General features: G+C 38.7%; 21 protein-coding genes. 13 read left to right on the top strand and 8 right to left on the bottom strand.

Annotation, left to right across the window (positions count from 1 at the left end):
- Positions 1–38: 38 nt before the first annotated feature.
- The 3 genes from DK861_RS06450 to DK861_RS06440 all read right to left on the bottom strand — a co-directional run bounded on the left by DK861_RS06450 (position 39) and on the right by DK861_RS06440 (position 3,621).
- Positions 39–953, bottom strand: a complete 915-nt coding sequence (locus tag DK861_RS06450; protein ID WP_109399609.1) for a restriction endonuclease — start codon at positions 951–953, stop codon at positions 39–41.
- A 137-nt stretch (positions 954–1,090) separates the two neighbouring features.
- A complete protein-coding gene (locus DK861_RS06445) occupies positions 1,091–1,834 on the bottom strand; it encodes a hypothetical protein (RefSeq protein ID WP_109399608.1) in 744 nt (247 codons plus the stop codon).
- A complete protein-coding gene (locus tag DK861_RS06440; RefSeq protein ID WP_109399607.1) occupies positions 1,828–3,621 on the bottom strand; it encodes a sigma 54-interacting transcriptional regulator in 1,794 nt (597 codons plus the stop codon). Before DK861_RS06440 ends, DK861_RS06445 begins: the two co-directional genes overlap by 7 nt.
- A 364-nt stretch (positions 3,622–3,985) precedes the next feature.
- Between DK861_RS06440 and dpaL the strand changes: the two genes are divergently transcribed.
- The 4 genes from dpaL (at position 3,986) to DK861_RS06420 (ending at position 9,449) form a co-directional block, all read left to right on the top strand.
- Positions 3,986–5,203 (top strand): diaminopropionate ammonia-lyase, encoded by a 1,218-nt coding sequence (gene dpaL, locus DK861_RS06435; RefSeq protein WP_109399606.1) that lies wholly within the window; start codon positions 3,986–3,988, stop codon positions 5,201–5,203.
- 31 nt (positions 5,204–5,234) lie between these two features.
- Positions 5,235–6,419 carry a YgeY family selenium metabolism-linked hydrolase gene (locus DK861_RS06430; RefSeq protein WP_109399605.1) on the top strand — a complete coding sequence of 395 codons (1,185 nt, stop codon included), beginning with the start codon at positions 5,235–5,237 and terminating at the stop codon, positions 6,417–6,419.
- Positions 6,420–6,492: 73 nt separating this feature from the next.
- Positions 6,493–8,079, top strand: coding sequence for a D-aminoacylase (locus tag DK861_RS06425; RefSeq protein WP_109399604.1), 1,587 nt, complete (start codon positions 6,493–6,495; stop codon positions 8,077–8,079).
- Between the two features lie 95 nt (positions 8,080–8,174).
- A complete protein-coding gene (locus DK861_RS06420; RefSeq protein ID WP_072064521.1) occupies positions 8,175–9,449 on the top strand; it encodes an MFS transporter in 1,275 nt (424 codons plus the stop codon).
- 222 nt (positions 9,450–9,671) lie between these two features.
- Here DK861_RS06420 and prfH read toward each other — a convergent pair whose 3' ends face one another.
- The 4 genes from prfH to deoC form a co-directional block, all read right to left on the bottom strand.
- Complete coding sequence (gene prfH / locus DK861_RS06415; protein ID WP_109399603.1) at positions 9,672–10,283, bottom strand: peptide chain release factor H; 612 nt, start codon at positions 10,281–10,283, stop codon at positions 9,672–9,674.
- Complete coding sequence (locus DK861_RS06410; protein WP_204101256.1) at positions 10,283–11,431, bottom strand: RNA ligase RtcB family protein; 1,149 nt, start codon at positions 11,429–11,431, stop codon at positions 10,283–10,285. Before DK861_RS06410 ends, prfH begins: the two co-directional genes overlap by 1 nt.
- 300 nt (positions 11,432–11,731) lie before the next feature.
- Positions 11,732–12,508 carry a DNA-binding transcriptional repressor DeoR gene (gene deoR / locus DK861_RS06405; RefSeq protein ID WP_109399601.1) on the bottom strand — a complete coding sequence of 259 codons (777 nt, stop codon included), beginning with the start codon at positions 12,506–12,508 and terminating at the stop codon, positions 11,732–11,734.
- A gap of 55 nt (positions 12,509–12,563) precedes the next feature.
- A complete protein-coding gene (deoC, locus tag DK861_RS06400; protein ID WP_109399600.1) occupies positions 12,564–13,232 on the bottom strand; it encodes a deoxyribose-phosphate aldolase in 669 nt (222 codons plus the stop codon).
- Between the two features lie 179 nt (positions 13,233–13,411).
- Here deoC and rbsK point away from each other — a divergent pair, with 179 nt between their 5' ends.
- From rbsK to ilvN, 8 genes are all read left to right on the top strand, one after another.
- Entirely contained in the window at positions 13,412–14,332 is a 921-nt protein-coding gene (gene rbsK, locus DK861_RS06395) for a ribokinase (protein ID WP_072064518.1), read from the top strand.
- A gap of 234 nt (positions 14,333–14,566) precedes the next feature.
- Entirely contained in the window at positions 14,567–15,478 is a 912-nt protein-coding gene (gene murQ, locus DK861_RS06390) for an N-acetylmuramic acid 6-phosphate etherase (protein WP_072064517.1), read from the top strand.
- Positions 15,479–15,520: 42 nt separating this feature from the next.
- On the top strand, positions 15,521–16,885 hold the full coding sequence (locus DK861_RS06385; RefSeq protein WP_109399599.1) for a PTS transporter subunit EIIC: 1,365 nt from the start codon (positions 15,521–15,523) through the stop codon (positions 16,883–16,885).
- A gap of 24 nt (positions 16,886–16,909) precedes the next feature.
- Complete coding sequence (locus DK861_RS06380) at positions 16,910–17,761, top strand: MurR/RpiR family transcriptional regulator (RefSeq protein ID WP_109399598.1); 852 nt, start codon at positions 16,910–16,912, stop codon at positions 17,759–17,761.
- Positions 17,761–18,549: a sulfite exporter TauE/SafE family protein gene (locus DK861_RS06375; protein WP_072064514.1), complete on the top strand. Its 789-nt coding sequence runs from the start codon at positions 17,761–17,763 to the stop codon at positions 18,547–18,549. Before DK861_RS06380 ends, DK861_RS06375 begins: the two co-directional genes overlap by 1 nt.
- 456 nt (positions 18,550–19,005) lie before the next feature.
- Positions 19,006–19,104, top strand: a complete 99-nt coding sequence (ivbL, locus tag DK861_RS06370; protein ID WP_071788573.1) for an ilvB operon leader peptide IvbL — start codon at positions 19,006–19,008, stop codon at positions 19,102–19,104.
- Between the two features lie 108 nt (positions 19,105–19,212).
- A complete protein-coding gene (gene ilvB / locus DK861_RS06365; protein WP_109399597.1) occupies positions 19,213–20,910 on the top strand; it encodes an acetolactate synthase large subunit in 1,698 nt (565 codons plus the stop codon).
- 3 nt (positions 20,911–20,913) lie between these two features.
- Positions 20,914–21,198, top strand: coding sequence for an acetolactate synthase small subunit (gene ilvN, locus DK861_RS06360; protein WP_006535577.1), 285 nt, complete (start codon positions 20,914–20,916; stop codon positions 21,196–21,198).
- 51 nt (positions 21,199–21,249) lie between these two features.
- Here ilvN and DK861_RS06355 read toward each other — a convergent pair whose 3' ends face one another.
- Positions 21,250–21,828, bottom strand: a complete 579-nt coding sequence (locus DK861_RS06355; protein WP_072064510.1) for an XRE family transcriptional regulator — start codon at positions 21,826–21,828, stop codon at positions 21,250–21,252.
- Positions 21,829–22,247: 419 nt separating this feature from the next.
- Here DK861_RS06355 and DK861_RS06350 point away from each other — a divergent pair, with 419 nt between their 5' ends.
- Entirely contained in the window at positions 22,248–23,435 is a 1,188-nt protein-coding gene (locus DK861_RS06350) for an MFS transporter (RefSeq protein ID WP_109399596.1), read from the top strand.
- Positions 23,436–23,863 lie beyond the last annotated feature (428 nt).

Here is a 23,863-nt window from a genome sequence, read left to right as displayed (position 1 = left end):
AACACTATTGGTATCACAAAGTCTGCAATCCATTGTCATTACTCAAAATAATCCATATCCAACTTAGGTAACTTGACTATTTGTGAACTTACACCAATTTCGTTATCCATCATCAAGTTAACTAAACGATTACCATCAATAAGCACTAATCCTTCGACTGACTTTGCAAAGTCAATGGCTTGAGCACTATAACCCGATGTGGTAATAAAAATGCCTCGCTTGGCTTTTTGACCGATAAGGGCGCCATAAAACGCTTGTAAATTAGGGCGTCCGACAGTACCTTGCCAGCGTTTTGCTTGAACATAAATTTTTTCTAGCCCCAGTTTATCTAGGGAAATTATTCCATCAATCCCCCCATCACCAGCCCCACCAACTCGTTTTAAATCATCACGATGGCCGCCATAACCTAGTTTATGCAGTATATCTAATACAATAAATTCAAAGCGAGTAGGTGATACTTGAAGTAAATTTTCGAGTAAATCAATAGCGATAGATTCACGAATTTCTTTTAATGCATCGTTTAGACGCTCGTCTGGGCTTCGTATCTGTTGGGAGTTATCTGGGGTGCGCGGTGTATCTTCATCGAGTAATACGACATCAGGATTAGTGTTAAGTTTTACATCAACAAAATCCAAAGCTAAGTGATCGATTTGTTCTTTAGTGAGAGGAAATGGATTATTTTTGATCCATTTAAAACCGGCTTCTGTTAGGCACCATTTACCTCTAGATAAGCTTTGCGACAGTCCAGCCCGTTTTAATCTATCATGAGCCCAACCCGCACGATTTTTATAGACTAATTGTCCACTTGAAAGGAGTTCTGCACACTGATTATCATCTAATTCTAATATGTTGGCGACGTTTTCATGGACATCTTTTGCCGCAATACCTTCAGGGTGATGTTTTAAAAAACGTAAGACAGGTTCAATAAATTTATCGTAGGTTGGGACTGCCATGGAAATCCTCTATAAGAGATGTTTAGCATGAATTTCTATACTATGGCACTGAACTTCATGGATGTTAAGTTAGAGATTGAGTGTATTATAAATGCCCATAATTAGGGGGCATCTAAATTTAAATAATCATGCTTATCTTATAATTTTAGATTTTCTTCTGTTTCCATTTTTGTTTTGATCCGCCTGATAACTTCAATTCGATATTCTTGATGTCCATACATTGCTCTTGGATGGGCGATACGAAAGCAAGTTGCGTTTGCAGCCCTAAATTCCCATAGTTTTTGGTGTATTACGGGGGCTGATGTTTCATAACCACTTAAATATTGATTACATAATTCTTTTATAATCGTATCAATACGAGAAAAGCCAGTAGCAAAGATAATAAAATCTGGTTTTAGATAATTAATTTGGGTCGCTAATAGCTTTATGGAGATGTTTTTTATTTCTTGAAATTCATTATCAGGTCTATTTAAAGGTGTTTTTTTGTTGTAATCCCAAGCAAAAAGATTGGTATAGAAAACTGATTTAGGAGCAATGTTAATTTCTCGAGCTAGCTTAAAATAAAACTGTTTAAAACGGCTTTTAGATTTAGTGGTATCTGATTGTAAATGTTGTTTATATCGATTTATTGCTTCATCGATAATGGCAGGAATATTTTTATTTTCGACAAAGAGAGAAATGCGGTTGAGTGTATTTTTATTATTATTAGTATTCCAACCAGCGGTTTCTCGTCCAACTAGCATAATTTTAGGTTTAGATTGCCAGTATTCATCGAAGGGAATTGGTAAGAAAATACCTGAATATTTATCTTCTTCATAAGAGAATTTTGTGAAATCAATTTCATTAATTATTTTAGAATACTGATCGATCAAATTTAGCATTTTATTTTCCTATATAAAGTCGCAATACTTATACCTAAGATTTCAGCTGCTTTTTTCTTTCCTTCCAATGTTGTTCCTGTTTTTTCTAATATGCTCATAATGGTTTGATATTCTGATGTCAGGCTTTGAGTTTTGAGAAGCTCTTGTGTGTTTAATGGCTGAGTTTTATCTTTATTATCTGTTTTCTGTATGGATACTACGGTTTTGTCTTTTTCTAAAGGAGCAGAATGTGGTGTTTCTAACAAATAAGGCGGAAGGTGACTAAGGTTTAAATCAACAGTATCGCCTTGCATAACATACATATACTCAATGACATTGCGTAACTCTCTGATATTGCCAGGCCAATCATAGGAATATAAGCAGTTAATAATGGAATTTGGGATCTTCGTCGTAGGCCGTTGATAGGTTAATGCTAAATCGTCGGCAAAAAATTGTGCTAGTTCTGCAATATCTTCTCGGTGATCACGTAATGCAGGCGTATGGATCGGCACAACATTGAGGCGATAAAACAGATCTTCACGGAATTGCCCTTTATTTACCATTTCACGCAGATCTTTGTTTGTGGCGGCAATAATACGCACATCAATATTAATTAGATTATTAGAGCCAACACGGGTAATGCTTTTTTCTTGGAGCACACGTAAAAGTTTGGCTTGTAAATGCAAAGGCATATCCCCAATTTCATCAAGAAATAGGCTACCACCATGTGCCAATTCAAATTTACCAATACGTCCTTTAGGATCAGCACCACTAAAGGCGCCCCGCACATAACCAAAAAGCTCACTTTCTAAGAGTTGTTCAGGAATAGCCGCACAGTTAATAGTAATAAAGGGCTGCTTTGTGCGTAGGCTTTGTTGGTGAATAGTGTAAGCCACCACTTCTTTACCTGAACCGCTTTCTCCGGTGATAAGCACACTGGCATGACTTACGGCAACTTTACTTAGCATGCTTTTTAATTGGAGCATATTTTGTGAATTACCAATTAAAGGAGAGTGGGGGTTTTCATCAACGGAAAGGGTATTTATTTGTGTCATATAATCACGAGCATCATGAAAGATAACCATGGTAAGTTGGTCATTATCAACCGATGAAAAGGTGATTTTTTTACACAGAACATGATAGCGTTGTTGGTTTAATATCAGCCACGCTTCTTCATCACCATAAAGGATGTCGCCTGTCATCTTGATATCAAGAGACTGACCAATAAGCTCACAATCAAAAAAACGCAAAGCAGAAAGATTGGCGTGCCAAATCTTACCTTGGCTATCAATAGCAATCACGCCTCTATCCATCACATCAATTAAATTGCGAAAAGTGCCAAATCGCTCTTGTTCACGAAGCCTTTCAAGGCATTCAAAAACACGACTTGAAATCATCTCTGAAAATTGTTCAATAAAGGTGATAAAGGCTTGTTTTTGCTTCATTAAAAACATTTTCTGTTCTCGGTTAGAACAGATAATACCAATGACACCAATAACTTGGTTATTCAGAAAAATAGGGGCATTTAGATCAAGCTCTTCAGTGCAGGTTAAGCGATTTTGACACAGTTGGCAGAGGCTATTTTCTTTCGGATCTTCAATCAAAATAGTCTTTTGTACTTGCAGCACATGGCGATAAATATGCCCATTATTAGAGACATCTTGATTGAGCATATAACGGTAACGTCCTGTACCTGCAATACGAATTAAATTGTTATCAATAATTTCAACATCAGTGCCAGTGATCCCTGCAATGGCATCGGTATATTTGCTGATTTCATCTTGTAGGGTACTTAGCAATGAGTGCATCACATTCTCACCTTAAAATTATCAATATTGATAATAAATTATCATCACTCATTTAGAGTGGTTAATTTAATTGTTATTTATTAAATAGTTATATATTTATTGTATAAAGCTCACACAGTTTCTTATTATTGATAATTTATCACTTAAATAAAACCGCCTAGATCACAGCTTTTCTGCATGATTAATTTCATCTTTTAATCAGTTAAATAATAAATCTATTTAAAATCAAAATATTGCATCTCTATTAAATGCTTTTTGAATGAGTTGGCATACATATTGCGATATAGGGGATAACCCTATGTATTTCGATTAATCGCGATATTGGGTTATCGCGAATTTTAAAGTGTGATTAAGAGGTAATTCCATGCAGGAGCAATTGCAGTACCTGATTAACCAAAGTTCATTTACGCGAAAACCAACCGCTGAGCTTGCCCCTTTTCGTTATGAAGAGTTAGCTAAAGCGTTAGATTTTCACAGAACTATTCCAGGATACGCACCTACACCGTTATTTCATTTACCCCAGTTAGCTAAAACTTTAGGGGTGGGTGAATTATATCTCAAAGATGAGTCTTTCCGTTTTGGTTTAAAGGCGTTTAAAGCGTTAGGTGGTGCTTACGCGATGGCGCGCCATATTGCTGATTTCCTCGAAATGGACATAAGTGAATTACCTTATGAGGTAATGATCAGTGATGAGATCAGGAAAAAGTTAAATGGCGTCACTTTTGCGACAACCACTGACGGGAATCATGGACGTGGTGTTGCTTGGATGGCAAGACAGTTAAAGCAAAAAGCGGTGGTCTATATGCCAAAAGGATCATCACAAGAACGTTTAGATGCCATTTTACGTGAAGGTGCCGTCGCTGAAATCGTTGATATGAACTATGACGATGCGGTGAGAATGACGGCGGAAATGGCTGAAAAGTATGGCTGGATCGTGGTTCAAGACACTGCATGGGATGGCTATGAAGAGATCCCACTTTGGATCATGCAAGGCTATGGCACTTTAATGCTGGAATCTCTCGCGCAATTACATGAAGTACCTCCGACGCATATTTTTGTGCAAGCCGGCGTGGGCTCTTTTGCGGGTATGGTGCAAGGCATGGTCACCGCGGCTTATGGCAAACAAGCGCCAAAAGTGATTGTGGCAGAAGCACGTATTGCCGACTGTTTATATCAATCTGCCGTATCAGGAAAAGCGGATGCCATTCCCGTTGGCGGAGATTTACAAACCGTTATGGCGGGGCTTGCTTGTGGTGAAGCGAATAGTATTGGTTGGAATTTATTACGCGATTATTCAGCGGCATTTTTCTCTTGCCCTGATGCCGTCGCGACTAGGGGAATGCGGATTTTAGGGAACCCTTTACCTGGTGATCCGCACATCATTTCTGGTGAATCTGGCGCTGTGACAACAGGGTTGCTCTCTATTTTAATGCAATCACCGGTTTATCAAAGCGTGAAAGAAGCGCTGGGATTAGATGAAAATGCAAGAGTGCTTGTGATCAGCACTGAAGGTGACACCGATCCTGAGCGTTATCGCGATATCGTGTGGGATGGCGAGTTGCCTAGCTTCAAACAATTTTAAAAAACAAATAAGTCTTTTGGAGTGAAAAAGTATGTTATCAGCAAACCGATTTGATGAAGTTATTAAGAATTGCCAATTATTAATCCAACAAAAAAGCTATTCAGGTGAAGAAGGTAACGTTGTTAAAGTCATAGAAGAGATGATGAAAAGCTATGATTTTGATGATATTCATATTGATAAATACGGCAATATTATTGGCGGAATTATAGGTCAACACCCAGGGAAAACCCTTGTTTTTGATGGTCATATCGACACTGTGCCGGTAAGTGAGCGTGATTGGAAAGAAAAGCCTTATGGTGCAGAAATCAAAGATGGCAAGATTTATGGTCGTGGCACCAGTGATATGAAAGGTGCCGTCGCTGCAATGATTTCAGCGATAGGTTTTTATGGCCAAGATAATCAGCGCAATTTTGCCGGTCGTATTTATGTCTCTTGTATTGTGCATGAAGAGTGTTTTGAAGGTGTTGCCGCTAGATTAGTTACTGAGCGCTATAAGCCAGACTATGTGGTGATTGGTGAAGCCTCAGAATTAAACCTCAAAATTGGGCAACGCGGTCGTGCCGAGATTGTTGTTGAAACCTTTGGTAAGCCCGCACACTCCGCCAATCCAGATGCAGGGATCAATTCTGTTTATAAAATGGCAAAACTGATCGAGAAGATCAGAACCCTAACACCACCCGTTCATCCTGTTTTAGGAAAAGGGATCTTAGAACTTACGGATATTAAATCATCACCTTATCCAGGCGCTTCGGTTGTACCTGAATATTGCCGTGCCACTTACGATCGTCGTTTATTAGTCGGTGAAACTAAAGAGGAAGTGCTTGCACCATTACAAAAAGCCATTGATGAACTAACTTCTCAAGACGCTGATTTTAAAGCTAAAGTCTCTTATGCCTACGGTACTGAAAAATGTTACACCGGCGCCACTATTGAAGGTGAACGTTTCTTCCCAGGTTGGGTATTAGAAGAGAGTGATCCTTACGTGCAAAGCGTTTTAAAAGGGCTGCATGAGTCCGGCTTTAACCCTACCGTCACACAATACTCTTTCTGTACCAACGGTAGCCACTATGCGGGTGAAGCGGGTATTAAAACCATTGGTTTTGGCCCATCTCGCGAAAACTTAGCACACACCATTGATGAATATATCGAAATTGAACAGTTAAAAGGTGCGGCGAAGGGATATTACAGCATTATGAACAGCCTTTATCACCTTTAATTCTTACTCAAATAAATCCTTACTAGAAGAGTATCTGGCGAAACAGTCAGATGCTCTTTGGAGAAATAACAGAATGAAAACAATATTTAAAAACGCCACTGTTATTGATGGAACAGGGGCAAGTGCATTTCAAGCTGATGTTGTGGTTAACGAAGGAAAAATAATCAAAATCGGCCAGTTTGATGCTAAAACGAATGATCAAATTATTGATGCTACAGGGAAGATAGTCTGCCCCGGCTTTATTGATACCCACACTCACTCAGATCTTTCTGCTCTGCTTAATCCCGCTTTATCTGCCAAAATCCGCCAAGGGATCACCACTGAATTGTTAGGACAAGATGGTGTCGCGTTAGCACCCTTACCAGAACAGTATATTTCTGCATGGCGCAAGAATATTGCGGGGTTAGATGGAGATTCTGACAGCATTGATTGGCATTTTAAAAATACCGAAGGTTACTTAGGGATGTTGGAAGCCCGAGGCTCAGCAACCAATCTTGCTTACCTTGTTCCTCATGGCAACATCCGAATGGAAGCGATGGGATTAGAAGGTAATCCTTCTACTCGTGAAGATGTCGCCAAGATGTGTGAGATCTTAGAGCGAGAGTTAAAAGCAGGGGCGTTTGGTTTATCAACAGGATTGATTTATATGCCTTGTGCCTTTGGTGATACCGCTGAAATGATCGAACTTTGTAAGGTTACAGCAAAACATAATGGTATTTTTGTTGTACACCAGCGTAGTGAAGCTGACGATATTATTCAATCAACTCAAGAGCTTATTGATATCGCCAAAGCATCAGGTGTTTGGTTGCATATTTCCCATATGAAAGTTTGCGGTAAGAAAAACTGGGGATTAATCGACGAAATGCTTGGTATGTTAGAGCAAGCACAAAAAGAGGGCATTCGTATCTCTTTTGACCAATATCCGTATGTGGCAGGCAGTACCATGCTTGGGGTGATTTTACCGCCTTGGGTTCACGCAGGAGGTACAGAGAAATTATTAGAACGCTTAGCTTCTCCTGAACTGCGTAAAAAGATGATTGAAGATATCGAAAAAGGGATTCCGGGTTGGGATAACTTTATTGATTTTGCAGGCTTAGAAAATATTTATGTCACTAGCTCTAAAACAGAAAAAAACCAAGATGCCGTTGGACTTAGCCTTGTCGAGCTAGGCAAATTGAGAGGTAAAGATCCGTATAACGCAACCTTTGATCTGCTATACGAAGAAGAAAATGCGGTAGGAATGGTGGATTTTTACGGCACAGAAGAACACGTTATCAAATTCTTATGTCGTCCTGAACAAAACGTCTGTACTGATGGGTTAATGGGAGCTGGTAAACCTCATCCTCGCGTATTTGGTGCATTCCCTCGTGTTTTAGGGAAATACGTCAGAGAAGAAAAATGTCTCACTTGGGAACAAGCTATCCGCAAAATGACAGGTAAACCAGCTGAAGTCCTTCGATTAACCGATAGAGGATTAATTAAAGAAGGCTATGCGGCAGACATTGTGATGCTTGATCCTGAAACCATTATTGATAAAGGCACGTTTGTTGAACCAAACCAATACCCAGAAGGGATTGATCTGGTGATGGTCAATGGGCGTATCGCTTTAATTAATGGAGTCGAAAGTTACGCCTGTAGCGGTCATGTTTTAAGAGCATAACAACACAATAGCGCTCTTAAACGTTAAATCTTATCTCTGTTTATCACGGTTGTTCTTCAACCGTGATGGTTTCCCCTTACTTGAGGAACAGGAAAATGAGTTCAAATATTATTCCAGACCTTCAACCGAAGAAAACATGGAAAGCTCGTTACACCGTTTTATCCTTAATTTGGTTAGCATGGTTACTTTCATTTTTAGATAGAATGGTGATGAGTGTTTCGTTACCTTTTATTGGGCGTGATCTTAATCTTGATACCACACAACAAGGCTTAATCATCAGTGCGTTCTTTGTCGGTTATGCGGCATTCCAAATACCGGGAGGTTTCTTAGCTGACCGCTTTGGTGCTCGTAAAATTATGGCAATTGGCATTGCATGGTGGTCAGTCTTCACCAGCTTAACGGGTATGGTGTTTACATTACCGTTAATGTTAGCGGTGCGATTCTTATTTGGTATTGGTGAAGGTTGTTTTCCATCCGCTTCTTGGAAAATGATCTCGACTTATTTCCCATCTAAAGAGCGTGGCCGTGCAACGGCAATCCAATCAACAGTCAATACGTTAGGGCCAGCATTAGCCGTCATTGTTGCAGCCAGTATTATCGGCGCTTTTGGCTGGCATATGGTGTTTATTGTTTTAGGTATTCCGGGCTTATTAATTGCAGCGGGTATTTATTTCTTTACTCGTGATAATCCAAAAGATCACCCAAGTATTACTCAACAAGATCTCGATGAACTAGCCGCGGATGGCACATTAACGGATAAACCTGTTGAAGCCGTACCTTTTAAAGATGTGTTAAAAATGCCAGTGTTATGGCAAATGGCGGCGATTTGGTTTCTGTTTGATATTACCTTTTGGGGATTTTCAACGTGGTTACCAAGCTATTTAATTACTGTTCGTGAATTCTCTTTGGCTAAAACAGGGGTAATGGCGGCTATTCCATTCTTATTTGGTGCGGGTGGGACATTATTAGGCGGTTATGTTTCTGATAAATGCAAAGCACAGCGTAAATGGTTATATATGATCACCGCAGTGATTGCCGCGGGCTTCTTATATATGACTTATACTGTTGAAAGTGCGGATATGGCTGTTGTATATCAGTGTATTTCAGCACTGTTTATGTTCTTTGCCATGGCAATGTTCTGGGGTATTTTAATGGATACTATCCCCAATAAAATCATGGGTCGTGCTTCAGGAATTGTTAATTTCGGTGGACAAATGGCGGGGGTTGTTTCCGCACCGGTTATGGGCTTCTTAATTAAAGCGAGTGGCGGCAGTTATGACAGTGCATTTATGTTTATGATAATTGCATTAGTCGCTTCTGCTGTTGTGACGTTCACTGTTAAAATGAGAAATACACCAGCACCCGTTTAATTAATCACTATCAATAATGTTTATATTTAAATAAATGTGATGTTATAAAAAAGAAATAAGATTAATTAAATAAAATAAATGTATTAACAGTAAGATTTATTTATTAAAACGCTCTATACGCTTTATTGATTTTTTAATTTAAAAAATCTTATTGCAGGGTATTTTTGTCTTAAAAAAGCCACGATTAAAACTCGTGGCTTTGTTTTTGTTAGAGTAATAACATTATTTGCTTATAAGCACAAAGTCATTACCACTAAAACAGAGTGTGGCATCACCTCTGATCACTCGATGATGAGCAATATGGCGCTGGCTATTTAATGAGGCGTGTTGCTTCATCATATAAGCGTCTAAATGCCATGCAATAAGTTGCTTAGCGAGCTTTTTATTAGCGTGCTGACTACGTTCTGATTGCACTTTTACACTAATGCCTGTGGCAATATGTGTTGCTCTGACCGCCGACTCTGTTTTGTTAACATGTTGACCACCGGGGCCATTTGAACGCATAGTTTCAAAGACAATTTCTGTATCATTAATTTCATCAGGTTGTTCAAAACAGGCAACTCCAATAAACCAGTTTTTACGCTTATGCCGCGGTCGTAACGTGCTTGCACATTGCCATTGTATTGAACCCGCCCACTGTTGAGCGATAGTTTGTGCATTAGCACCTTCAAGAGACACCAATGCAGATTTTAAGCCATAACGTGAAGGCTCTTTTTCAAGAACTGTTACATTAACTTGTTGTTTTGACGTTGATTTCAAAAAGTATTTTAAGGCTTTTTCAACCGCTAAGCAGCACTCTTCAGGGCCTTGTGCGGAGGTGAATTGTAATAACATTACGCCATCTCCCCGCTCGTTTTATAGGTGATCACGGGTTTTAAACGTGCAATGACTTCGATTAATCCAATGCTGACCATACTTTCAATCACGGTTTCAATGGATTTATAAGATTGTGGAGCCTCTTCATAAATCAGTTGTTTATTGGCACAAATAATACGGCTACCTAATGCCGTTCGTGAAAGTTGTAAAGGTGTAAATCGGTGTGATAAACGTCCTTTACACTCTGTACGCATCCATTTTCTACCAGCACCATGAGGTAATGAATGAAGGCTTAATTCAGACACAATTGGCTTAACGATATAGCTATAATCACCGCGGGATCCCGGAATAACCACCATATTGTGATGTGCAGGTGTTGCACCTTTTCGATGTAACCAGCCTTGTTGACCATATAACTCACAAGGCTCTACAAGATTATGATTCACATCAGAAATAACTGCACCTTGAGCACGAATTTGGCGCATTATTCTTTCACCAATAAGGCGACGATTTAGCTTTGCATAATCAAGAGCTTTATTGTGAGCTTGCAAATATTCATTTGCCTCTTCGGTGTTAGCAACGAGTCCTTTATGACCAAATTGTTCTGTGTGGGCACGTAAGATAGATTGTCCTAAACCTCGTGATCCGCTGTGAACTAATAGCAACAACTGTTTTTTATTGATACCACTTTCAGCGAAAAGCACTTCATTAATCACTTGGTCAATTTGCTGGAATTCAGCAAAATGATTTCCCCCACCAATAGAGCCTAAAGAGCCAGCGAAAGGGTGATTTTGCATCTCTTCGGGTAAGTGCTCTTCTAACCATTCTGAAGGTGCGATATCACTCATTTCACTCAACTGTTTTTCTGCTTTATCTAAGTTGAGCTTGCTGTTTTTAAATTCAGTTTGAAAGAGTGTCATACCACAGCCAATATCATTTCCGACTAAAGCGGGGTAAAAACGACGAACAGAAAAAAAAGTGGCACCAATAGGATAACCGCGACCTGGATGCAGGTCTGGCATACCTGCGACATAAGTCATATCAGGAAGTTGAGCCGTTGTTTCTAATTGTTGGATTGCTTTGCTTTCAATCCAAGTATTATCCGATGCGATATAACAAACGCTATCAGATAAATAATGAACACACTTGTCCATATACCAATCCATATAATGTAAAGGATTAAAAAATAAATTGATTGGCGGACAGCAAAAAGAAGGAAAAAAGGATTACTTCTGAGATTGTCCGCAAAGAGTATTCATATTTGTTGTTGTCATGGGATACCTCCTTGCAGTTAAGTGAAATGGATAAAATAATAAATCGCAGGCATAGTAACCACTTTTTTTTGCTTTAGCAATTAAAAATTGGTGTTGTTTTTCTTTATTTTTATCAAAGAGAATAAATATAATTTATTTAATTTAAGGTTAATTTTTCTTTATTACCTATTTTAGTTAGTTATCTACTTTTAATTAATAAATCACTTTTACTGAGCTTTTTCGGCAATAATCTTCGTAATCATCCGTTAATTTTCTATCAGTAATAACAACATCAAATTGCGCTAAATCACCCATATTGGCTGTCGCTGTTTCATCAAAATAGTGATATTTGGTGAGTAAGATCTTACGAATAGATTTATCCATCGCTTTTTTCTTCATATAAAGATCGTCGATGTTATAACAAGTAACGCCAAAATCAAGATGGACACCTTCAGCTGAAATAAAGGCTTTTTTAGGATTAATGCTATCAAGATAAGAAGGTTGGGTTGGATTGAAGAATGAATCACTTTTAGGGCGGTATTCACCTCCACAGAGTAATACCGTGGCATTTTTTTTCTGGCTTAAGGCCAAAAAGACTCGATGAGAATAACAGATCCCAGTGAAATGCAGGTTATCGGGAATAAGCTCAATCAGTGTGGGAATAAATTGTCCGTTATCGAAAAAAAGAACATCGCCTTCAGAGACCATACCGGCGGCAAGATTAGGAATATGAAGTTCTTCAGTTTGATCAGGCGTAATAATATCGGATGATGTTGATAGTGAGCCTGCATGAGGTTGGGCTAATGCAACAATATAGCCACCTAATAATGACATTGGGAACGGGTTTTCAGCATCAGAGCTGAGATCGCGTCTAATCGTCATTTCAGAAACTTCAAGGATCCTTGCGGCGTCTTTAAGATGTATGCGACCTGAGCGTTTTATACATTCACTGAGGCGGCGCAAACGTTCGTGCTGTTTGGTCTCTATCACCGAAGGATCCTTGTATTATCGAATAGCGTACTCCAAAAAAAGATACGCTAAATAATTAGTAATTTGATTCAGGTGCATCTGAATCTGTTGCGATAGCGACACTTGCGCTAGCGCCGATACGTGTTGCTCCTGCTTTGATCATGTTTAATGCTGTTTGACGATCGCGAACACCACCAGATGCTTTCACGCCAACTTCATCACCAACGGTTTTACGCATCAAAGCAACATGATGTTCTGTTGCGCCCATTGTACTGTATCCTGTCGATGTTTTCACAAAATCAACACGGATCTCACGGCACATTTCACAAACTAAACGTACTTCGTCGTCATTTAATAAGCAAGTTTCTAAAATTACTTTCAGAGTTGTATTACCACAAGCTGCTTTTACTGCTTCAATATCTTGTTTTACGAAGTCTAAACGACCGCTTTTTAACATACCGATATTGATAACCATATCGACTTCTTGCGCGCCTTGACGAATAGCTTCAGCCGCTTCAAATGCTTTTGTTGCTGTTAAACCAGCACCAAATGGGAAGTCGATAACACAACATACTTTTACATCACTGCCTTCAAGGCAAGTTCTTGCTAAAGGGATGTAAGAAGTGTTAATACACACAGAGAAGAAACCGTGTTCAATTGCTTCAGCACACAATTTCTTGATTTGTGATTCAGTTGTATCTGCAGCAAGAAGGGTATGATCGATATAATTAGCTAATGGACGCATAGTCTATTCCTTAGTAAAAAGATTGTTATTCTTCACTCATGTTAGTTTGGCAACATATTAGAGCCGTTTTAATGAGATAACAATCACAGATGATACAAAAATAACATTATACTGTTATATATCTATCAAAATGTCACTATTTTCACATTTAGAAATTTCACATAAGAGTAAGAGGCGCTATGGATATTGCAGTGATTGGTTCAAATATGGTGGATTTGATCACCTATATAGATAGGATGCCAAAAGAGGGTGAAACCCTTGAGGCGCCGGCATTTAAAATTGGTTGTGGTGGTAAAGGCGCTAATCAAGCAGTTGCTGCTGCTAAATTAAATTCAAAAGTGATGATGTTAACAAAAGTCGGCGATGATATTTTCGCGGATAATACCATCATGAATTTAGAGTCTTATGGCATTAATACACGCTATGTTGAAAAAGTACCCGGTACAACAAGTGGTGTTGCACCTATTTTTGTGACTTCCCAATCATCAAATAGCATTTTAATTGTTAAAGGGGCTAATCAACATTTGTCGCCAGAAGATATTGATAGAGCGACAGATAGCCTGAAAAAATGCAAAATAATTGTACTGCAATTAGAAATCCCGCTTGAAACGGTTTATCACGCTATTGAGTTCGGCAATAAACACCATATTCCAGTGTTATTTAACCCAGCTCCCGCTTCAAAAGCATTAGATCTTGATATTGCTGCTCGTTGTGATTTTTTTGTTCCAAATGAAACTGAACTTGAAATATTGACCGGTATGCCAATCACTACAATGGATGAAATTCGCGAAGCCGCTTGTTCTTTACTACAAAAAGGCTTTAAGAATGTCATCGTTACGTTAGGGGAAAAAGGGGCATTATGGATGAACGGCGAAATTGAAAAGTACATTCCTGCTATTAAAGTTGATGCAATAGATACCAGTGGAGCAGGCGATGCCTTTATTGGTTGTTTTTCCCATTATTATGTTCACACTAATAATATTGAAGAAGCATTAAATAAAGCGGTGATGTTTTCAGGCTTAAGTGTTGCCGGAAAAGGCACACAATCTTCTTATCCAAGCATTGAAGAGTTTGGGCAGTTTTTAGCGCAAGCGAAGTAGTACACCTCCGCACTATCATATCTTTATATTCCACTTGTTATCTTATTTAGATGGTAAGTGGAATTGATTTAAAATCAATTGATTACTTTATTTTTATAGCCACTGTTGAATTTCTTACAAAGCAAAAAACAGGGCTTAATGTGATTCATTTCACACCATCATGACAAATAGGCTTGAAATGTAATTTCATTGGATGTAATTTTAATTGAAATATAATTTCATAAGGTTGTGGTGATGAAAGAAGATGCATTAAGCGAATGTCTTAAAAATGAAAGCAATCAAGAAACAACACAGTTTTCTGAATTAAGTGCTTTAGAGTTGGTTACGCTTATCAATAGTGCAGATATGACGGTTGCAAATGCAGTTAAAAAAGAATTACCTGCTATTGCTAAAGCAGTAGAAAAAATAACTGAACGTTTGCAAAAAGGTGGGCGTATTTTTTATGTTGGCGCGGGAACCAGTGGCCGATTAGCTGTACTAGATAGTGCTGAATGTCCACCAACTTTTGGTGTACCTTCTACATTAGTACAGGCAATTATTGCAGGTGGTCATGATGCAATGCTAAAAGCGGTTGAAAATATTGAAGATAGCCGAGAGGCGGCAATTGAAGAGCTTCAACGTCGTCATGTTAGTGATAAAGATGTTGTTATTGGTATTGCCGCAAGTGGCCGCACTCCCTTCACTGTCGCGGCTTTGCAATATGGTAAGAAACTAAAAGCGTTAACAATATCTATTACCACGCGTGGCAAAAGTAAGATGAGTGAGATTGCTGATCTATCTATTGCACCAGACGTAGGCGCAGAGGTGTTAACAGGCTCCACAAGAATGAAAAGTGGTACAGCTCAAAAAATGATCCTAGGGATGTTAAGCACCAGTGTAATGACTAAGCTCGGGAAAGTGCATAAAAACCTGATGGTGGATGTGATTGCGAGTAATGAGAAATTGCAACGTCGTGCTGAAGGTATTGTCAGCGAAGTGTGTGGAATTTCACATGAAAGAGCCAGAGCCTTGTTACAAATGGTTAATTATCATCCTAGAAAAGCCATTTTGATGTATGAACTTCACCTGAGTGTGGAGAAAGTTGAGCAAATCACACAGCAATATCCTTATCGTTCGCTGCAACAGCAACTTGCCCTATTTAACTAATAACAATATGAGTAAACACTCTAAACTTTAGCAGGCACGCATATGGCTAATAAAATAGAACATCTCGACACGTTAGCAATAGAAATAGAAAAACACGCTGGTGGGTTTCAAAATGTGGCAACCCTAACACATTGTATGACTCGCATTCGACTGATTTTAAAGGACAGTTCACTTTTTGATGCAGACGCTTTAAAACAAGTCGAAGGCGTTAAAGGCGTTGTATTTAATGGTGAACAGCATCAAGTGATTGTCGGAATGGGGACTGCGGCAAAGGTTTATTCCATCATGAATAAACGTATGCAAAAAAGTTCAGCAAGTAGTGAAGATAAGCCAGCGTCAAACTCAGTGAAAAAAGGCTTCTCAATCCGCCGTATGCTAAATACATTAGCGGCTATTTTTGTTCCTACCATTCCTGCTTTAATTGGCTGCGGTTTGATTATGGGGTTAATTAATATTATCCGTTTAGTCGCACCGGGCTTAGTTGAGCAGTTCCCTGAACTATTTAAATTATTCAAATTAATTGGTAGTACGGTATTTGCGTATCTCTCTATCATGATTGGGATAAATACCGCTAAAGAATTGGGCGCATCAACATCGATTGGTGCGGTCATGGCGGGATTATTAGCGATGCCAGGGCTTGCCGATATCACTTTATTTGGTGAGAAATTACAGCCAAACAGTGGCGGGATCTTTGCGGTATTAATGGTGGTTGTATTCTCTTCAAAATTAGAATTATGGTTTCGTAGCATCGTTAAAGAGAGTCTTGACCTTATCTTAACGCCGTTTGTGACGATTTTAGTCTCTTCTCTTGTGGCGATTATGATATTCCAACCTATCGGCCATTATCTTAATCAGTTATTAGCACAAGGCGTATCATTATCACTATTGAATCAAGGTGGTGGTGCGGTGGTAACTGGTGCGGCGTTAGGAGGAAGTTTCTTATTTTTACTCTTAACGGGATTACATCAAGGGTTAATTCCTATTCATACCGAAATCTTAAATACCTTTGGTTTAAATTATCTATTTCCAATTTTGGCTATGGGCGGAATGGGGCAAGTAGGCTCTTGTTTTTGGGTTTATCTACGCACTAAAAATCAACGTTTAAAGAAAACATTAATGGGCGCATTACCTGTGGGTATTTTCGGTGTCGGTGAGCCTTTATTGTTTGGTGTTTCGCTTCCACTTGGAAAACCATTTATTGCAGGATGTATTGGTGGTGCGGCTGGTGGTGCATTAATGGCATATTTCCAAGTTGGGATCATTATTCCATTTGGTACTGCTGGGTTATCATTAATTCCGTTAGTCGGTGATGGGCAAATTATTAAGTTCCTGATCGCGGTATTAGGCGCATGGATTGTCGGTTTTATTGCCAGTATGCTAATGGGATTTACAGATCCAGAGAAATAAGTCAGAAATAAAAAGGATAACAGAATGTCGACACTGACCAAAAAGCTTGAGAGTTTGCTCATTCAGGGCAAAGGCACAGAACAGCGTATCGCTCATTATCTATTAGAGAATAGTGAGAATATTGCCAGTATGAATGCAGCTGAACTGGCACTTAAAGCCGGTGTAAGTAGTGCTTCTGTTATCCGTTTCTCTCGTCAAATGGGATATCGTGGTTATCCTGAATTTAAAATTGATTACCTTTCAGAAGAAAAGCAACAAAAAAGCAGTGGTGATATTCTCTATGGCAATCTTGCGAAAACAGACTCAACAGAATTAATTATTTCCAAAACAGGGCATCTGTTTACTAGCGCTATTCAGGACTCATTAGCTTTGTTAGATCCCAATTGTATTGATTTGCTGGCTGAAAAAATGGTCTCAGCTAAACGCATTGTCCTGTTTGGGATTGGCGCCTCTGCCGTTGTGGCGAGTGATATTTTTCATAAGCTTATTCGCGTGAATAAAAACGCCTTATTTAGTCCAGATCTTCATGCTCAATTGGCTTATTCCGCCAATTTATCAGTTGATGATTTGGCTATTGCTGTGACTGCACGAGGAAATACGGCCGATATTAATCGAATGCTGAAATCGGCAAAAAATGAAGGTTGTTTAACAGTAGCATTAACGCGTTTTGGACAAGATGAAGCAACTCGATTATCAGATTATACATTGCCTTATTTTTATGACGAACAACACTCTCAATTAGGAGTGATCACACCACAAGTTTTACAAATGGTGGCTTTTGATGTGCTGTTTTTTAAATATATGACATTAGCGAATGAGTCGGCAGAAAAAGCCTTATTAAAAGGGCGAGAAGCTGTTATACAAGGAAATCAATAATGTTACTTATCACCACATTAGCGGTAGGTGCTGCTATTGGTTTAATTATTAGCACAACGGGCGTGGGGGGCGGTGTTATTGTTTTACCTGTATTGACCTATTTTTTTGGTATGAATGCATTAATGGCAGTTGCAACAGCCAATTTATTGTCTATGTTGATGAAAGTCACCTCGTCTTATATGCATTTTCGCCTTGGCAATATTCCTTTTAAAAGAGCAATGATTGTATTAGGAATAATGCTACCAAGTACTTTTTTGGCTAGTGTTTTGGTTAATTATTTAGGTTCATTAGAGCAGTATCAGCAACAAGTCGAGTGGGGAATTAATGCGCTTGTGGTGGCTGCGATTATTTTTTCTTTATTTCTTTTTGTACAGAGAATGTTTTTCTCATTACCTCCCGTTGTGGTTGAAAATACAAAACTAGCGCCTTTAAATATTAAAGCACTATTACTTCCAGCGATTGCCGCAGGTGTTGTTTTAGGAGCGACGGGGGTAGGTGGTGGTGTCGTTGTGTTACCGTTATTGCTACGTTATGCGAATCTTTCTATTAAGCAAGCTATCGGTACTTCTATCTTTACGACAACATTGTTATCAGGATCTTCAGCATTAGCTTACATGCAAGATGGGCATACGGATATTCATTTGGCACTTTTGTTATTCTTAGGTTCGCTAATCTCTATTCCACTGTCTAAGTGGCTGTTGATCAGAATGCCTGACAGGATATTTCAGTATGCGACTTTAATTTTAATTATTTGTAGTGCTGTGATGATGCTGGCTAAATTATTCTAGTATTGAAATGTATCATTAATATTAATTGTAAAAGCATAATTTAACTAATAGCTAAATTAGTGGGCGTTTTATTAATTATTGGTTTAGGTTTTATTGTCCTGTCTTTTTCACGGCTTGGGGTTTTTAGTGATGCTCATTATGGCGCTATCGCTACAGTAGATGTACCTAGTTATAGGCTGGTATCAGCATATATTGATTCCAGTGCTTTTTTATGAAGTGAGTTGGTGTGTTTACGCAGATAAAAGGATTTTTGGTTATTCTGTAATATGAAATTAATCTGGTTTTTTGTGCTGCAATCAAGATTATTTTTTGATTTTCACTAGAAGTGATCTAGCTCTCGTTTTTAGCGGTGATAAAAAATAAACCGAAAAAAAAGGTTGTTAATTTGTAGAAGTTATGTTTTTTTAAATACAGATAACACGTAAACACATCATTAAATTAATTGATAGGTAACCCATGATCATCACTACTCTACTACAAAGCCTACGACTAACAGCGCACATCGCGGCTGTGGTTGTCGTGCGTGTGGTGGTGGTCGTCGGCAAAGCGCCGTAACGGGTCCGAATCAACACAGTTTCGAAACCCCGCCGGCGAACTAACCGGGCGGGGTTTTTCTTTTCTACCTGCCCATTAAGTCCGGCTTAGAACAAAGGACAGATAAAAATGGGTGATCAACAAGAAAACGCCACAACAAGTAGAACGTTTACGGGGGCGCAATTAATCGTTTATTTACTGGAACGGCAAGGTATTACGACAGTTGCAGGGATCCCTGGTGGTGCAGCACTTCCGCTATATGATGCTTTAAGCCAAAGTAAATCTATTCGGCATATCTTAACTCGTCATGAACAAGGTGCTGGTTTTATTGCACAAGGTATTGCCCGAGCAAATGGTAAACCTGCTGTTTGTATTGCATCGAGCGGGCCGGGTGCAACAAATTTAGTGACAGCAATTGCCGATGCTAAACTGGATTCTATTCCTTTAGTTTGTATTACGGGTCAGGTGTCTTCAGCGATGATTGGAACCGATGCTTTCCAAGAAGTTGATACCTATGGCATGTCTATTCCAATCACGAAACATAACTATTTAGTACGCGATATTGCGGACTTACCTGACATTATTTGTGATGCGTTTCGTTTAGCAATGTCAGGAAGACCGGGGCCGGTTTGGGTTGACGTGCCAAAAGATATTCAGCAAGCCACAATTACATTAGAAGCGTTACCACCTATTCCACAAAAAGATCCTGTTCCCGCATTTAATACTGATTTAGTAATACAAGCGGCGCAAATGATTAATCAAGCTAAAAATCCTGTTTTATATTTAGGTGGGGGGATCATTAGCTCTGAAGCATGTAAAGAAGCGATTGAATTAGCAGAGAAAAATAACCTGCCGACAACCATGACCTTAATGGGTTTAGGATTAATGCCACCTTCTCATCCACTGTATTTGGGGATGTTAGGTATGCATGCGACGCGTAGCACCAATTTTATTTTAGAAGAAGCGGATCTGCTGATTGTATTAGGGGCGCGATTTGACGATCGTGCTATTGGTAAAGCAGAGAAGTTTTGCCCTAACGCCAAAATTATTCATGTTGATATCGATCGCGCTGAAATTAGCAAAATCAAACGCCCAGATATTGCGATCCACGCTGATGCGAAATCAGTGTTATCACTGTTATTACCATTGATTAATACAAATAAGCGTAATGAATGGATCGAGCGTGTTACGACACTGAAACAAGAATATCCATTGGAAATGAAAAACTCTGAGAATATTCTAAGTGGTTATGGCATTGTCTTAGCGGCTGCAAACTGTGTTGATGATGACGCTATTATTACAACAGACGTTGGACAACATCAGATGTGGGTAGCACAGGCGTATCCGCTAAATCGACCTCGACAATGGTTAACATCGGGTGGCTTAGGTACGATGGGATTTGGTTTACCGGCTGCGATTGGTGCCGCGTTAGCCGAGCCAGATAAGAAAATCCTCTGCTTCTCGGGGGATGGTAGCATTATGATGAATATTCAAGAATTTGCTACGGCGGCTGAGCACCAATTAGATATCAAAATTATTTTGATAAATAATCAGGCATTGGGGTTAGTTCACCAACAACAAACGCTGTTTTTTGAAGAACGTATTTATGCTGCGGCTTACCCTTATCAAACAGATTTTATTCGTATTGCACAAGGTTTCGGTTTAGATACCTGTGACTTAAATCAGGAAGCGGATCCTGCGAGTGCATTAAAAGCAGCAATTGAAAAACCCGGTCCGTGTTTAATTCACGTTATGATTGATATCCATGAAAAAGTATTTCCAATGGTTCCACCTGGGGCTGCAAATATTGAGATGATAGGAGCTTAATTTATGTCAAACCAATCACAACCTATCGCGCTGGAATTGATTGTTCGCAACCATCCCGGTGTTATGACCCATATTTGTGGGCTATTTGCTCGCCGTGCATTTAACGTTGATGGCATTTTGTGTTTACCAATGAAAAACAGCGATAAAAGCCGTATTTGGCTATTAGTGCAAAAAGATGATCGTCTTATGCAAATGGTTAGTCAGGTGGAAAAGCTTGAAGACGTAAAAGAAGTGAGATTCAGCGATGATCTACGTGTTTTTGAGCAAATGGAAAGTTATTTAAATTAATCGCCTTATATTATTGGCTCACTCACTAATTGAAAGAGCCAATAATATCGCTTAAGGGCGGTGATGATAATGCTGCTGATTTGGGCTAGACATAATCACAGAGGCACGCAAATGTCCTTCAACACAGATATATGAGTGAGGGACATTACCGTGGAAAGCATAAAAATCGCCAGTTTCTAGTAAGACGGTTTCGTCGTTATCAAAACGCATCATTAATTTACCAGAATAGACCATGATGTGCTCTTGGGTGCCGTCAGCGTGAGCAGGGCTATTGATGATCGCGCCATGCTTCATTTCGATATGCCAAATTTCAGTAATATTGCCGATGCCAATACGAAATTTAAACTCTTGGGCATAATCACCCACGATAGGTTTATGTCGTTCTAAGCGAGGGTACTCTTCGCGTGTAAAACTAAATAAATCTCCCAAAGGAAAGCCAAGGGCTATTGCGATAGCCTCTAAGGTATCGATTCTAGGATTAGAATCACCCGATTCTAATTTTGACAATGCAGCCTTGGATATTCCCGATTTTCTTGATAACTCATTAAGTGATAAATTTCGAGATTGTCTTAACTGTTTGACTTTATTACCAAGGTATTCATTCGTTTTTTTAGGGGGTTGTGAGTTCATTGCCAATTCAAAATATCGTTAGTTTAAAAGTGTTATTGTAATTAGATAATAACACTAATTAACCGTATTCGGAAAAATGAGATCCTGTTTCTGCTGTATTTGTGAATAGGCTTACGATCACTGTTCTAGTTTTAATGATTACGCTAATTTAATGAGTGTGATTTATACCATTGTATTGGCATCAGGTACTGTGCTTATCTATCGTTATTTTTTTTAAGCGTTGTAGGATAAATAACGATGAAGTGAGAATATTGTGAAAGGTAAAGATCATCGAGAGTCAAATAGAGATTTTTCTCTAATTAATGTTGCTTTTTAAGCATGTTTATCTATTTCTTATCCCCTATAATATATGACAATATTTTATTTAACCACCTTCCTTTTATTACAGAGGTTTCTGTTATTTGCAGAAACAAAATAACATGTCACATCAAAATTATCGCCAATCTGAAGTTTTTGCGATAACCACTATCACGGTAAGTATTGGCGTTATCGGGATTGTTATCGGATTAACTATTCCTATGGTGGCACTGCGCCTTAATTTAGTGGGTATTAATGAATCTATTATTGGGCTTATTTCCGCAGCACCCGCTATTGGAATGTTAATTATTTCACCCTTTGCTCGGCGTATTGTGCAATGGATCGGTAAACGCTTTGCCATGCTATTAGCTACCATTATTTCTGCAATAAGCTTATTGCCCTTAATGGGAAGTTTGCCTTTAGAGTTGCTATTTCCTTTACGATTAATCACGGGTATTGCCAGTGGTGTGATGATTTGTTTAGGGGAAACGTGGATTAATGAGCTTTCACCAGATAATAAACGTGGGCGGATTTTAGCGGTATATACCACGGTATTTACGATTAGCCAGTTATTAGGGCCTTCAATTATTGCGCTTTATGGCGTTGCAGATAAGACACCGATTTTAATTAGTGTCTTTATTCATATTATCTCTATTGTCCTGTTTTTAATGATGGATCAAAAAATAGGCGATAAATTACCAAAAGATACACAAGAGCCTAATTTTTCTATTATCCGCTTTGTTAAAGTTGCACCAGCAATCTGTGGTGGCATTGTTTTCTTTGCTTTTTTTGATGGCACAGTGCTTTCTATGTTTCCTATTTATGGCTTAAGTGTAGGGCATACTGAAGCTATTGCGGCAATGATGATAAGCGCGATTTTAGCGGGTGATGCAATTATGCAAATGCCATTTGGCTGGCTTGCCGATCATATGAATAGAACGCGGTTATATCGAGTTTGTGGTGTCGTGACTTTACTTGCAAGCTTATTATTACCTATCACGATGTCTCATACATTTTTGATTTGGCCTTTATTACTGGTACTGGGTGCAACAGCGGGTGCGATATACACCATTGCGTTGGTACAAATTGGACAATATTTCTCAGGCAATGATCTGATGGTCGCAAATGCATCCGCTGCGATGTTATGGGGGATTGGTAATTTATCAGGGCCTTTGCTGGCTGGCGCGATGTCAGAAATTTCTTCATCTTCACTACCATTCTTATTGGTTGCTATGACAGGTTTATTCTTAGTATCAACGATGGAACGTTGGAATCTCGGTGTTAAAACACTCAATAATAGCCCATCTTAATATGATTTTTTCTCTATCGTATTCTATTTAGCGATAGAATGACGATAGAGGAAGCCTTTCTTTTCTCGATTTCTAAATATTAAGATCTTATCTTCTTGTTTTCTATAAATGGTTATAATTATCTTTCGTAATTGAACTTATTTTAAAATTTATTAAGAATAATCTAGAAATGCTTATACAAAACAGAAAACTGTTTGCTAAAACGGCATCTATTCATCTAACGTTAGAAGTAGAAGATAAACTTATCTTCAGATAAAAATAATGAATACTGCATATCATTAATTGCCACACATTGGGAACGGAAGGTATTATTTATCTAAGTAACTTATTAAAGTTACTAATAATAGATAGATATACCTAATTATTGTGATAGATAATATAAATTAAATAAAAACAATTAACTAAGATGTTTTCCACTGTGAGATAAA

This window comes from Proteus sp. TJ1640 (assembly GCF_003144445.1).
Lineage (GTDB): Bacteria > Pseudomonadota > Gammaproteobacteria > Enterobacterales > Enterobacteriaceae > Proteus > Proteus penneri.
The sequence above is the reverse complement of the archived record's forward strand: the minus strand, read 5'-3'. Positions and strand labels throughout refer to the sequence as shown.